13 protein-coding genes and 1 other RNA gene are annotated in these 13337 nt (G+C 56.2%); 7 read left to right on the top strand and 7 right to left on the bottom strand.

What is annotated here, in order from left to right; translation table 11 throughout:
- Positions 1–443 precede the first annotated feature (443 nt).
- Entirely contained in the window at positions 444–1841 is a 1398-nt protein-coding gene (nhaD, locus tag AC2Q8J_RS12285) for a sodium:proton antiporter NhaD (protein ID WP_486451420.1), read from the top strand.
- A 54-nt stretch (positions 1842–1895) separates the two neighbouring features.
- Here the strand turns inward: nhaD and ssrA are convergent.
- Positions 1896–2253, bottom strand: a transfer-messenger RNA (tmRNA) gene (gene ssrA, locus AC2Q8J_RS12290).
- Positions 2254–2306: 53 nt separating this feature from the next.
- Positions 2307–3815, bottom strand: coding sequence for an exopolyphosphatase (ppx, locus tag AC2Q8J_RS12295; protein ID WP_486451421.1), 1509 nt, complete (start codon positions 3813–3815; stop codon positions 2307–2309).
- 141 nt (positions 3816–3956) lie between these two features.
- On the opposite strand from ppx, the gene ppk1 reads away from it, so the two are divergent.
- The gene (gene ppk1 / locus AC2Q8J_RS12300; RefSeq protein ID WP_486451422.1) at positions 3957–6083 is read left to right on the top strand and encodes a polyphosphate kinase 1; all 2127 of its coding nucleotides are present in this window, start codon (positions 3957–3959) and stop codon (positions 6081–6083) included.
- Between the two features lie 3 nt (positions 6084–6086).
- Here the strand turns inward: ppk1 and AC2Q8J_RS12305 are convergent, their stop codons facing one another.
- From AC2Q8J_RS12305 to smpB, 3 genes are read right to left on the bottom strand one after another with little or no spacing between them, the layout of a single operon-like run.
- Positions 6087–6710, bottom strand: a complete 624-nt coding sequence (locus tag AC2Q8J_RS12305) for a class I SAM-dependent methyltransferase (RefSeq protein WP_036256392.1) — start codon at positions 6708–6710, stop codon at positions 6087–6089.
- Positions 6711–6737: 27 nt separating this feature from the next.
- Entirely contained in the window at positions 6738–7235 is a 498-nt protein-coding gene (locus tag AC2Q8J_RS12310) for a SixA phosphatase family protein (protein WP_027874174.1), read from the bottom strand.
- A 19-nt stretch (positions 7236–7254) separates the two neighbouring features.
- Positions 7255–7734 (bottom strand): SsrA-binding protein SmpB, encoded by a 480-nt coding sequence (gene smpB / locus AC2Q8J_RS12315; protein ID WP_204996135.1) that lies wholly within the window; start codon positions 7732–7734, stop codon positions 7255–7257.
- A gap of 86 nt (positions 7735–7820) precedes the next feature.
- Between smpB and AC2Q8J_RS12320 the strand changes: the two genes are divergently transcribed.
- Genes AC2Q8J_RS12320 through AC2Q8J_RS12330 form a run of 3 tightly spaced genes read left to right on the top strand, consistent with a single transcriptional unit; the run spans position 7821 to position 9949 of the window.
- Positions 7821–9191: an SLC5/6 family protein gene (locus tag AC2Q8J_RS12320; protein WP_204996136.1), complete on the top strand. Its 1371-nt coding sequence runs from the start codon at positions 7821–7823 to the stop codon at positions 9189–9191.
- A gap of 22 nt (positions 9192–9213) precedes the next feature.
- Positions 9214–9645, top strand: a complete 432-nt coding sequence (locus AC2Q8J_RS12325; RefSeq protein WP_027874171.1) for a type II toxin-antitoxin system RatA family toxin — start codon at positions 9214–9216, stop codon at positions 9643–9645.
- Positions 9638–9949, top strand: a complete 312-nt coding sequence (locus tag AC2Q8J_RS12330; RefSeq protein WP_204996137.1) for an RnfH family protein — start codon at positions 9638–9640, stop codon at positions 9947–9949. The genes AC2Q8J_RS12325 and AC2Q8J_RS12330 overlap by 8 nt, the downstream gene beginning before the upstream one ends.
- Positions 9950–9954: 5 nt before the next feature.
- Here AC2Q8J_RS12330 and AC2Q8J_RS12335 read toward each other — a convergent pair whose 3' ends face one another.
- Complete coding sequence (locus AC2Q8J_RS12335) at positions 9955–10338, bottom strand: outer membrane protein assembly factor BamE (protein WP_239547741.1); 384 nt, start codon at positions 10336–10338, stop codon at positions 9955–9957.
- 74 nt (positions 10339–10412) lie between these two features.
- On the opposite strand from AC2Q8J_RS12335, the gene fur reads away from it, so the two are divergent.
- Positions 10413–10826 carry a ferric iron uptake transcriptional regulator gene (gene fur / locus AC2Q8J_RS12340; protein ID WP_027874169.1) on the top strand — a complete coding sequence of 138 codons (414 nt, stop codon included), beginning with the start codon at positions 10413–10415 and terminating at the stop codon, positions 10824–10826.
- A 33-nt stretch (positions 10827–10859) separates the two neighbouring features.
- Here the strand turns inward: fur and recN are convergent, their stop codons facing one another.
- Complete coding sequence (gene recN, locus AC2Q8J_RS12345; RefSeq protein ID WP_204996138.1) at positions 10860–12527, bottom strand: DNA repair protein RecN; 1668 nt, start codon at positions 12525–12527, stop codon at positions 10860–10862.
- 204 nt (positions 12528–12731) lie between these two features.
- Here recN and grpE point away from each other — a divergent pair, with 204 nt between their 5' ends.
- A complete protein-coding gene (grpE, locus tag AC2Q8J_RS12350) occupies positions 12732–13301 on the top strand; it encodes a nucleotide exchange factor GrpE (RefSeq protein WP_286836828.1) in 570 nt (189 codons plus the stop codon).
- Positions 13302–13337: the final 36 nt, after the last annotated feature.

Here is a 13337-nt window from a genome sequence, read left to right on the forward strand (position 1 = left end):
TGGTGCTATTGGGGCTGTGTCAGCGGGGCGCTGAGAAAGTTCCATTGAGCAGCGCATCCGCATCTGCGCATTGTGGTTACTGTATTGAGTCGGATTTCGCGCCGGATCTTGCGCTAGATCAATGCGTAGCCCGCTAAAGCTGCTACCTTCCGCGCCAAGTTTTTCAGCCGTAACAGTGCAGTTTGTCGCAGCAGTCCTTCGCCTTGTACAAAAGTCGAATAGTGCGTCCGCCACAGTAGGCGTATAGTCCCGGCGATTGTCGCCGGTTCAACCTGAGTTGTGTCCTTTCGTGCCCCTATTCGACTCGCACACGCCGTGTCGCTGAGTCACGTCCACCTTGTTACCGGCGAGCGAACGCCCCGTCATCTCGACATACCCGATCGCGCATTTTCGGTCGACGGCCCGTTCCAAGCAGAATTTTTACACCATATGGGAGAACCTTAATGAAACGAGGAATAGTGTTTGCTATTGCCTGGCTAACGGCTATTGCGGCGCAGGCGTCAGAGGCGCATACCACCGCAATGGATCTTACCCAGCACTGGGTGGGCTTTGTTGCCATTGCAGTATTTGTCGCCGCGTATGTGCTGGTGATCCTGGAAGAGCAAATACATCTGCGCAAATCCAAACCCGTGCTGCTCGCCGCAGGTATTATTTGGATGCTCATTGCCGTGGTTTACAACGGCAACGGGCGGCCCCACGAAGTGGAGGTGGCAATTCGCCACAACTTCCTGGAATACGCCGAGCTATTCTTCTTTCTGCTGGTAGCAATGACCTACATAAACGCCATGCTGGAGCGCGGCGTATTTGAGGCGCTGCGCAACTGGCTGGTGGCGCGGGGCTTTAGTTACCGCGCGCTGTTTTGGCTAACGGGTATTCTGGCCTTCTTTATTTCGCCCATTGCCGACAACCTCACCACGGCATTAATTATGTGTGCGGTGGTGTTGGCGGTAGGCGTTGGCCAGCCCAAGTTCGTGGCCATTGCCTGTATTAACATTGTGGTGGGCGCCAATGCGGGCGGCGCGTTCAGCCCCTTTGGCGACATCACCACACTGATGGTGTGGCAAAAAGACGTTATTGAATTTAAAGAATTCTTTGTGCTGTTTGTCCCCAGTGCAGTGAACTTCCTGTTGCCTGCCGTCATCATGCAATTTGCCCTGCCCAGCGGCACGCCCCCGGCATCGGGCGGCAGCCAGGTGCAAATGAAATATGGCGGTTTGGTGATTGTTGGTCTGTTCCTGCTGACTATCGTTACTGCTATCAGTTTCCACAACTTCCTGCACATCCCCCCGGTATTCGGCATGATGACCGGCCTGGCCTACCTCAAGTTTTACGGCTATTACCTTCGCCAAAAATCGAAAAACTGGAATCAGGGAACAGAGAACCCGCCGGGCTCGTCCGACGACCCCTACAACTTCGACGTGTTTGCCAAAATCGCTCACGCCGAATGGGACACCTTGTTCTTCTTCTACGGCGTTATTCTGGCCGTGGGCGGCTTGGGTTTTATCGGCTACCTCAGCGTCGCGTCCGACCTGGTATACGGCGGCTTGGGCAATACCGGCGCTAATATTATGGTGGGTATCATGTCGGCCATCGTCGACAACATCCCGGTTATGTTCGCCGTACTCACCATGAGCCCCGATATGCCGCACTCACAGTGGCTGCTGGTTACCCTGACTGCCGGGGTGGGTGGTAGCTTGCTCTCTATCGGCTCAGCCGCTGGTGTTGCCCTAATGGGCCAGGCAAGAGGCCAATACACCTTCTTCAGCCACCTGAAATGGACGCCAGTCATCGCGCTGGGCTATGGCGCCAGTATTTGGGTTCACTTGCTGATGAATGGTTAAGTTGAACGGACGGTAAAACAAAAAGGCCAACCCAGATGGGTTGGCCTTTTTAGTTGGTGGAGCCGGGGGGATTTGAACCCCCGTCCGCCAGTCCGCCGCTCGGGGCTCTACATGCTTAGCTTCCGTTTATTGATTTAGCCGCTTACAGCCCAACGGTCAGGACGTAGTTGGCGATTCTGATTAAAGGTTTCGCTGATCGGTCTCAGACAAACGTCACAGCTAGCTTGTTCTATCTGACGGTTGCGTCCCGTTTACAAGCATCCGGTAGCAACCGCTAACGGGGTTTAGGCCGCTAGAGCGTAGTTGTCGTCGTTGGCAACTATAAGTTAACAGCTTTGGATTTACGTGATTCGCTGTCCTCACGGCATGCACCACAGAGTTTTGTAACCGGCGTCGAATCCAAATCGGCCCCGAAATCTGCAATAGCGTATCGTACCACTTCGACTACAGCGGCACTAGCAAAGTTCATTGCTTGGGGTTTTGGGGCTGAATTTTTAGCTGGATGTTCACGCTTTTGGCAAGCAGCTCGGCTTCGTCGCAGAGGTCGGCGGCGGTGAGTGGGTTGGCGTCCAGCCAGCTTTGGGGCACGTTTAGCTCGATAAGGTCGGGCTCGGGGCTCTGCAGGGTGATGTCGTGGGTGAGTTCGAAGGCCTGGCGGCGTCGGTAAAACAGGCAGGCCAGGCGCAGCAGGCTGATCATTACCCAGTCGGGCGTGACGCCGTATTCGGCAATACCCAGGCTTTTGGGTTTGCGGCGGTGGTTGAGTACCAGCATGCTGAGCCGCGCTTGCTCTTGTCTGGAAAAGCCCGACAAGTCGGCATTCTTCAGTATGTAGGCGCCGTGTTTGTGGTAGCCGCCGTGGGCAATGGCCAAGCCGAGTTCATGCAATTGTGCGGCCCAGACCAGCAGTTTTTCCGCCTCCTGGTAGTCGCTGTTCATGCGTGGCTCCAGCGCGGGTAGCCAGCGTTTGCACAGTTGGGCGACGCGGTCACCCTGGAGGGGGTCGATGTGGTACTGCTCGATGAGTTGGCGAATGGTTTCGTCGCGGCGGTCTTTGTGGTGCAGCCGGCCGGCCAGGTCGTAAATAATGCCTTCGCGCACGGCGTAGCTGGAGATATGCAGCTCGGGTATGTCCATTTCTTTGAATAGGGCATAGAGCACGGCAAAGCCGCCGGGGATAACGTCGCGGCGGTCGTCGCTGAGTCCGGGCAGTTGCAGTTCGCTGGTGTGGCTGGCTTTTAGCAGTTGTTGTTTGATGGCTTGCATGGCGTCGCGGGTAATTTGTCCGGTGTCGCACAGCGCCATTTCGGCGGCAATTTTACTGATGGCGCGTATGGTGCCGGAGGAGCCGACCACTTCCTGCCATTGGTTTTTGTACTGTTCTACATAGGGGGAAATGAGCTGGCGGGCGGCGTTGACGGCGCGCTTAAAGGCCTTCTCGCTAATGTCGCCGTTGTTGAAAAAGCGCATGCTGTAGCTCACGCAGCCCATCGGCAGGCTTTCCAGCAGCTTGGGGTTTTGCTTGCCGGCAACAAGTTCGGTGGAGCCGCCGCCAATATCGATAACCAGGCGTTTTTGTTTTTCTACCGCGAGGTCATTGGCCACGCCAAGGTACACCAGCCGGGCCTCTTCTGTACCCGAGATAATGTTGATGGGCAGGCCGAGTATGGCTTCGGCGCGCTGCATAAAGTCGCCGGCGTTGCTGGCGGCGCGCAGGGTATTGGTGCCGACTATTCTCACTTGGCTGCGCGGCACGCCGCGAAGGCGGTTGGCGACTTTGGCCAGGCTGTCGAGGGCGCGCTGTTGGGCGTCTTCGCTCAGTACACCGTCGTCGTTTAGGCCCGCGGCAAGGCGCACCATATCTTTGTGGCGGTCGATAATGCGAAGTTTGTCGTCTTGAAAACTGGCAATCAGAAGGTGAAAGCTGTTTGAGCCGAGGTCCAGCGCAGCGTAAGAATCGGAGTTTTGTGCCATGTATTAATTCCCAATGCGAAGGCTGAGTGTAAGGCCTGTGCAAGGTAATTGCGACCGTCGTACACTGTAATACTGCTGACATGTATAACAACTAAGCTCGCGCGCGACGTTGTGTTTTATTGAAGGGTAAGGGTTGCTGATATGGCGGAGTCGAACACCGATAAAGCGTGGATAGCCAAGGAGCTGAGCTGGCTGTCGTTTAATGATCGCGTGTTGCAGGAAGCGGCCGATCCGTCGGTGCCAATTATTCAGCGCATTCGCTACCTCGGTATTTTTTCCAACAACCTGGATGAGTTCTTTCGTGTTCGTGTTGCCGATGTGCGTCGTCTGGCCGCGTTCTCCACGCCCTCTAAGCAAGAAGAATACAAGCAGTTGTTGGAAGAGATTCGCCAGAAGGTGCTGAAGCTGCAACATCGCTTTGAGTCGACTTATAACGCCAATCTTAAAGAACTGCGCCGCCGCAAGATTTACGTTATCAACGAAAAGCAGCTCGACGATTCCCAGATTGAGTATGTGCGCAATTATTTCCATGCCCACATTCAGCAAGAGCTGGTGCCGATCGTTTTGGACGAAGCCAACCCAATGCCGGAGTTGAATGACGCGTCGATCTATTTGGCGATTAAGCTGAGCTATCAGGGGCAGACGCGCTTTGCCTTGCTTGAAGTGCCCACCACGCGGATCGAACGATTCGTGCGCATTCCCGGGCGCAACGGTAAAAAAGGTAAGGTGCTAATTGCCCTGGAGAATATGATTCGCGTGTGCCTGCCGCAGGTTTTTCGTGGCGTGTTCCCGCTGGACTCGGCAGAGGCCTATACCATTAAGCTAACGCGCGATGCAGAGCTGGAGCTTGGCGAGGAAGTGACGCAAACCTTTGTGGAGAAAATGACACAAAGTTTGAAGCGTCGTCGCAAAGGCGATCCGGTACGTTTTGTTTACGATGCGCAAATGCCCAATGACATGTTGGAGTACCTTGTGCGCCGCCTGGGGCTGGGCCGTTTGGACTCCATGATTCCCGGCGGGCGGTACCACAACTCCAAAGACTTTATGCGCTTTCCCAACCTGGGGCCGGCCTACCTCGATAGCAAGTCGCTGCCGAAAATCCGCGTACCGGAGATTGATGCGGCGGACAATATTCTCAGCTGCATGCGCGAGCGCGACCTTCTGCTGTTCTATCCGTATCACAGCTTTGACTACCTGACCGATTTGCTGAAGACCGCCGCCATCGACCCGGCGGTTAAGTCTATTCGCATCAGTTTGTACCGGGTTGCCTCCAACTCGCACGTTGTGGATGCGCTGCTCAATGCGGTGGCCAACCACAAGGAAGTTACGGTGGTGGTTGAATTGCAGGCGCGCTTTGATGAGGAAGCGAATATCGCGCTGTCGCAGCGCCTGACCGACGGTGGTGTTAACGTTATTTTGGGTGTGCCGGGCTTGAAGGTGCACAGCAAGTTGATCTCTATAAGCCGCCAGGAAGGCAGCGTTCAGAAATATTACAGCCACGTGGGAACCGGTAACTTTAACGAGAAGACCGCCGAGGTATATACCGACTTCAGCCTGCTTACCTACGACCAAGCCATTGGTGATGAGGTGGCGAAGGTCTTTGACTTTATTGCCTACACCTACAAGCGCCACAACTTCCAGCACCTTGCAGTTTCGCCGCTGAATAGCCGCGATAGAGTGATTGAAAATGTTCAGGCAGAGATCGATGCGGCCAAGCGCGGCGACGAGTGCGGCATAACGCTTAAGTGCAATAATCTGGTTGATCGGGAGCTGGTCGACAAGCTGTATGAGGCGAGCCAGGCCGGTGTGCCGATACGCCTGATTGTGCGGGGTATGTGCTCCTTGGTGCCGGGCGTGAAGGGCTTGAGTGAAAATATAGAAGCCATCAGTATTGTCGACGGCTTTTTGGAGCACCCTCGGGTGTATATATTCCGCAATAGCGGCAAGCCTCGTTACTTTATTTCATCGGCTGACTTAATGACGCGCAATATCGACTTCCGCGTTGAGGTCACTTGCCCGATATACAGCCCCGAGCTTCAGCAGCGCATTCAGAGCATTATCGATATTCAGTGGGCGGATAATGTAAAGGCGAGGCTGGTTGATCCCAGCCAGACTAACGCCTTTCGCCCGCGCAAGAAGAGTGCGCCGAAGGTGCGCTCTCAGTTGCAGATTCATAGCTATCTGGAATCGGGCAAGTTACCGCGTCTGGCCAAGCTGGACTATAAGGCGCGCAATAAGAGCAAAAAAACCAAGAAGAAGCGCGGCTAAGCCTCAGGCTTTAATAATAAGCAATTCGCCACTCTGCTTTTTGGGGTGGCTCACTTCCCAGTCGATCAGTTCGGCGCCAAACGCCTTTTCGCATTTGCGTGCGAGCTTGTGGAAAGGCGGCCTGCCGGGGTCGGCGATAATAATGGTTTTCACGCCGGCAGCGAGAGCCGTTTCAATGGCATTGAAAAGCGGCTGTACCAGCTTTGGCCAAAAGCAAATATCGCCGCCCAGCACCATTTTTTGGCCCTTCATATCGTTGGCGGTGAGTTCTTCATAGCGGGCCACGCGCTGGGTGATGCTGACATCATTGAGCAGGGCGTGGGCGTCCAGGTAGGGGAAGACGTGCTCGTCGGCGTCTATCGCGGTCACTTTAGACTTGAACTGCTGCGCGCAGAAAATACCCAGTATTCCCCAGCCGCAGCCGATTTCCATCACCTTACTGCCGCGGCGGGGAGGGTGTTGTAGCAGGTAGTCCATGATCAAAAACGATGAGCCCCACACCTGGTAGCCGTGAATCTCTGGCTGGGCCAGTGCGCGCTGCATACGGCGAATAAGCTTGTGGCTTTTCTTGAGGATGAGAACATCGTGAACGATGCGAATATTCTTGAGAACTTCTGGCTCGCTCATGCGGCAATGGCTTCCTGGTGCAGCGGCTTAGCGCAGCTGTTTGGGGCGTATTAGGTCTTGCAGCTTGGCGCTGTCGGGACGCAGTTGGTCCCAGTACTCAACGTTGATTTCCAGCTCGACAAAGGTGCAAGTGCCGAGCTGGTCCAGTTCGCCGTCGTAGAGGTAATTCACTAAGTCGAGCAGCGCTGGGTTGTGGCCGATAATCAGGGCGTTGTCGTACTGGTTGCCCAGCTCTTTGAGCCAGGTGAGCAGCTGCTGCATGTCGAAGGTGTAGAGGTCTTCGGTGGTATGTATCTCGGCGTGGTCGAAAACATCTGATTCGGTGCGGAAGCGCTGAAGGGTTTCCTGGCAGCGATTGGCGGAGCTGCAAAATACCTGCGGAAACTTTTTATGGTTGCGCTCTAATTGGTGGGCGACCAAGCCGCAGTCTCGTTTCCCGCGGCGGGTCAGCGGGCGTTCGGCATCGTTGAGCTGGTCGTCATCCCAGCTGGATTTGGCATGCCTTAACAAGTAGAGAGTTTTCATCGGCTCGGGCGTGTGTCACTCACGAATTGTGTTGGCGCAGTATGCGCTGTTTCTGGCGGTCCCAGTCGCGATTCTTTTCAGTTTCGCGCTTGTCGTGGTCTTTCTTACCCTTGGCCAGGGCGATCTCCGCCTTTATCAAATGCTTTTTCCAGTACAGGGCGGTACACACGCAGGTGTAGCCCTTTTGCTGCGTCGCTTCCTCCAGTCTGCGCAGTTCTCTGCTGTGAAGCAATAGCTTGCGCGTGCGACCGGGGTCGGTCACAAAATGGGTGGAGGCACTGAGCAGTGGGGTAATGTTGCCGCCGAGCAGAAACGCTTCACCGTCTTTTAGCAGCACATAGGTGTCGGTGATCTGCACCTTGCCCTGGCGCAGACTTTTCACTTCCCAGCCTTGCAGCGACAAGCCCGCCTCAAATTTTTCTGTGAGGTGGTAGTCGTGCTTCGCCTTCTTATTCAGGGCGATCGTGCTGCTGGTGTTCTTGGGTTTCTTTTTGCTCATGGCGGCGATTATAGAGTGACTCGCTGGCAAAACCTATGGCGCTCAGGTAAAAATAGCGCTGCTTTGATGACTTTCGCCGGCGGTTTATGGCCCTCAAGAAGAATAAAGTTCAGGGTATCTGGTCAAGTCGCTGGACATTTCTAGCGGCGGCGACCGGCCTTGTTGTGAGTTTGGGTAACTTTTGGAAGGCTCCCCAACAGCTCGCCGCTAATGGTGGCGCGGTATACCTAGTGGCTTACCTCGTCTTCTTGTTGCTGGTGGTGTTGCCGGTGGCTATCGCTGAAGTGCGTATCGCCGTGCGCGCCCGCGCCAACCCCATTCACGCGGTGGACCAAATCGCCCATTTCTCCGGCGCGTTTCGCCACTGGTCGCTGGTTACCCAGCTGGCGGCACTAACGGCGCTGTTGCTGGCGGCAAACCTGGGGGTTGTTGCCAGCTGGCTGCTGACCTACATAATGAAAATGTCGTCGGGGGTAATGGAGGCGGCGAGCCTCGATACCATTGCTGGCGAATTCCAGCGGCTGCTGACCAGCCCTGAGGAAACGCGCGGCGCGCACGGCTTTTTTGTGGTGCTGGCGGTATTGCTGTCGTCGATCAGCGTAAACCGTGGCATGGCCATGGTGTTGCGCATTCTGTTGCCGGTGCTGTTGCTGGTCATGCTCAGCTTGCTGTACTTCAGTTATGAGCTGGGTGATTACGGCGCAGCGTGGCGCGCGTTGTTTGATTTCCGCCCGGGAGACTTTTCCTGGCAGGCGCTGCTGTCTGCGCTGCAGCAGGCATTTTATGCCCTCGGTTTAGGCACGGCGGCACTCATGGCTTATGGGGCGTATTTCCCGTCCGGGCGCTCCATTACCCGCCAGTTGTTGGCCTTGGCTGTTATCGACACCTTGGCGATGCTGCTCGGCGGGTTGATCTTAATCGCCCTGGTCAGTGACCAGCATATTGTGGCGGGCCAGGGGCCGGCGCTGCTGTTTATTAGCCTGCCTTACAGCTTTGGCAACTTGGCCTTTGGTGATATTGCCGGTACCGGCTTGTATGTGTTGTTGAGCATTTTGGTGCTGACGACGGTTGTCGCGCTATTTGAGCCCGTGGTGGCCTATTTGGTTGAGCGCTGGGCGTTGCCGCGCTGGGTGGCGGCGGTTGCGGTGGGTTTGTCGGTGTTCGCGGTGGGTGAGGTTTCCCTGGCATCGCTGCAGGTGGCGTCACCGCTGCAGTGGTTCTCGCGAACGGCAATGGAGTGGCTGGATATCGCGGTCGCGAATATTCTGCTGCCGATGTGCGCGCTGTGTTTTGTGCTATTTGCGGCGTGGCGGGTACCCAAGAATGTGTACGGTGGCCGGGATCACTGGCTGGAGCAGGGCTTTTTTTGGCTTTGGTTGCGTATGTTGCGGTATATTGCGCCGCCAGCGCTGCTTTGCCTGCTTTCAATAGGCTTGTATCAGCGCTTACAGCTATAACCCAGTACCGGAAGCCCTCCGCATGAACGATATTCGCCGCAGCGCGCTATTGCCATACTCAGCAGAATTGATATATCAGCTTATTAACGATGTTGAAGCTTATCCGCAGTATATGGATGGCTGCGTTGGCGCTGAGGTGCTGCTGGCGGATGAGTCGATGATGGAGGCGAGGCTGGATTTGTCGCGAGCGGGGATCAAAATGAGCTTTAGCACGCGAAATCAGCTTACGCCGCCGCGCCGCATTGTGCTGGAGCTGCTCGACGGCCCCTTTGAAAAGCTGCGCGGCGAATGGGAGCTATTGGCGCTGGGTGACAAAGCCTGCAAGGTGAGCCTGCATCTGCGATTTGCGTTGAGCAATGCGCTGGCGGGTGCGGCGACGCGTCAATTATTTAATTCTGTGGCCAATAATTTGGTCGATGCCCTGGTTAAACGTGCGAAAGAGCAATATGGATAACAATCAAACAGTACATGTTGAAGTCGCCTATGCACTCGCGGATAAGCAGCGCATTGTGGCGTTAGAGTTGCCCGCTGGGTCGACAGTTCGCGATGCGGTAATGCAGTCGGGGCTGGACAGCCAGTTTCCCGAGCTGGATTTGTCCAGTGCGGATGTGGGGATTTTTGGCAAGGTGGTGAGCAAGCCTGATGCGCAGGCGCTCAACGACGGCGAGCGCGTGGAGATCTACCGGCCGCTGATCGCCGACCCGAAAGAGGTTCGCAAACAGCGGGCGGCTAAAGCCAAGGCTCGCAAGCAGGCTTGACCTGCTTATTCGCTGGCGGCTTGGGCGTCGGCCTCGGCGCTGCTGCTGCTAATTTTCCCCTCGGCTGAGGGTTTAACGTCGGTAACAATGCGCACCAGTTTGTCGCCTTGGAAGTACGCGCTGAGCTGGTGGCGCTCGGCGGGCTTGCCTTCTTTATTCAACGTGTACACATAATCCCAGCGGTCGGGGCTGAAGCTGTCGCGAATCAGCGGCGTGCCCATAACGTATTCAACCTGGCTGCGGCTCATGCCGATTTCAAGCTGATCTACCATTTCCTGGGTGATGATGTTGCCCTGATCGATGGGCAGGCGGTAAACGCCGGGAAACTCCAGAGAGCTGCAGGCGCCAAGCAAAATTACCAGGCTGGCGGTAGCAATACGCAAAAACATAGTCAGGGTTCCAATCACTCGCAGAGGCAGGGATAATAGCGCAAACCTAAACACAACGCTAAGGTCAGTGGTTTATGTCAAGCGAAAATCAAGAGCTCCGCAAAGCTGGGCTTAAAGTCACCCTACCTCGGGTAAAAATTCTACAACTGCTTGAGCAGGCCGAAGCTGAAAATCAGCACTTCAGTGCGGAAGATGTCTACCGTTCGCTGATGGAGTCTGGTGAAGATGTGGGCCTGGCGACCGTTTACCGTGTTCTCACTCAGTTTGAGGCCGCCGGCTTGGTGGTGCGCCACAACTTTGAGGCCGGGCATTCCGTTTTCGAATTGGCCAAGGGCGAGCACCACGACCATATCGTGTGTATGGAGAGTGGTGAGGTAATTGAGTTTTACGATGACGTGATCGAGGAGCGCCAACATAAACTGGTGGAAGAGCGCGGCTTTGAACTCGTCGATCACAGCTTGGTGTTATACGTTCGTCCCAAGAAGTAACGCTTATCTTGCGGGCGGCGCTGCCGCCCGCGTTCAGTGGCGTATGCCGAGCATTTCTCTGGCGTGTGCCAAGGTGTTCTCGGTTATCGCTATCCCGCCCAGCATTCGGGCAATTTCCTCGATTTTTTGATCTTCTGCCAGCGGCTCCAGCTCGGTTCGCAAGGCCGTCTTGTTGCCGGTTTTCTTAACGCGAATATGGTGGTCGCCCTGGCTGGCCACCTGTGCCTGGTGGGTGACGCACAGCACTTGGCTGCGTTTGCCCAGGTCGTTGAGTAGCTGGCCGACAATTTCTGCGGTCGCCCCGCCAATGCCCACGTCCACCTCGTCGAAGACGATTGTCGGGACGGCGGCAACCTGAGCGGTGACGACTTGTATGGCCAGGCTGATACGCGACAATTCGCCGCCCGAGGCAATTTTATGCAGCGGGCCCATCGCGGCGTTGGGGTTGCTGCGAATGCGAATTTCGATGTCTTCGGCGCCGTGGCTGTGCGGCTCATCGTCAGCAAGAGGAATAATGGCAAACTCCACTTCGCAGTGTTTCATTGCCAGTTCGCCCAGTTTGCCCTCAATGCGTTTTTTCATTTTTAACGCGGCGGCGCTGCGCAGCTTGCTCAGCTTCTTGGCTTTGCTCTGGTAGTTGCTGAGCGCCTGCTGTTGCTCCTGGCGCATGGCATCGAGCTTTTCATCGGTTGCGTCGAGCTGCTCGAGCTGGTGTTGCAGCGATTGTTGCAGCTCGGGAAGTTCTTCGGGTTGAATCTTGTGTTTGCGCGCGGTTTGGTAGATGGCGTCAAGCCGTTGTTCAACGTCTTGCAGGCGCTGGGGGTCCAGTTCCGTTTCGTCGGTGACGCGCTGCAGTTCGCTGGCGGCCTCTTCGATCTGAATGCGCGCGCTCTCAATCAGACTGATGGCGGCTTCTTGCGCTGGGTGGCCGTGCTGGCAGCCGCTCAGTGACGAGAGCGCTTGATGCAAAATACCCATCGCGTTGACTTCGCCTTCGCGGCACAGTGCCAGGCTGTGGTGGTTGGCGGCCAGAATTTGCTCGGCATTGGCGAGCTGCTTTTGTTGGATCTCCAGTTCTTCAATTTCGCCGGGCTGAATATCGAGGCGCTCTAGTTCGTCGAGTTGGTAGCGCAGCAGTTGTTCCTGGGCGTTTTGCTCATCGAGGTGGCTTTCGAGTTCGTTGAGGCGCTTGCTAATGCGCTGATAGCGCAGGCAGTCTTCCCCGAGTGAACTGCACAGTTCGCTGGCGCCGGCAAAGGCGTCGAGCAGCTGTCGTTGATAGGGCTTTTTAAGCAGGGACTGATGGGCGTGCTGGCTGTGAATATCAATAAGCAGGCCGCCGAGCTCTTTGGTGTCGTTTACGGTGGCGGGCTGGCCGTTGATATAGGCGCGCGACCGACCCTCTTTGGTGATTACTCGTCGCAGTCGGCATTCGTTGCCCGCTAGCAGTTCTCGCTCCTGCAGCCATTGGCGGGCCAGGGGAATATCGCTGATATCGAATTCGGCGTGGATGTCGGCGCGCTCGGCGCCCGCCCGCACGACGCCGCTGTCTGCGCGGTCGCCCAGTGTCAGGCCGAGTGCGTCGAGCATAATCGATTTGCCGGCGCCGGTCTCGCCTGTTAATACCGTCATTCCCGGCTGTAGCTCGATTTCCAGGGCTTGGGTGATGGCGAAATTGCTGACGCTTAAATGAACCAGCATGGTGGCGGCTCCAAAATGAAGATGTATGGTTATTTATACAGTAGTTGGCTGTGCCCGCTCAAGCCCTGGTTGCGTTCCGGGAATTAAAAATACCGGCGGCCTTGAAAAAACAGGCAGAGCCCCCATACACGGGGAAGCTCACCCTCGGGGTGCGGAAGTTATTGGGCGGCTGGGCCGTCCGGCGAAATGAAGGAGGCTGCTAAGGTGGCAGAGGAACAAGATAAAACAGCCGCGGCTGAAGAGCTGGCAGCGGAGCAGGCAGAATCGGTTGAGCAGGTTGCTGAAGAGCAGGGCGCCGATGCGGGAGATGATCTTCAGGCGCAGCTGGACGCCGCGCGTGAAGAGGCGGCCAATGCCAAAGAGCAGGCGTTGCGCGCTGTAGCAGAGGCGCAGAACGTGCGTCGCCGCGCCGAGAAAGACGCCGAGAACGCGCGCAAGTTTGCGCTGGAGAAGTTCGCCGGGGATATGTTGAGCGTGGCGGACAATCTGGATCGCGCGCTTGCGGCTGCCGATACCGAAGACGAGGCGCTGAAGCCGATTCTTGAAGGTGTGGAGTTGACGCGCAAATCATTGCTGGATGCGCTGGCGCGCCACAATGTTGAACAGATCGATCCAACCGGTCAGCCATTTGACCCGGAATTCCACGAGGCGATGGCGATGGTGCCTAACCCGAGTGCGGAGCCGAACTCGGTGATTGATGTGATGCAAAAGGGCTACACCCTGAACGGGCGCCTGCTGCGTGCGGCGATGGTTGTGGTCGCGAAGGCGGAGTAACTGCCAAATATTCACACCTGAGATGTTGATGGCCGG

It is taken from the genome of Spongiibacter sp. C9W (genome assembly GCF_057370015.1).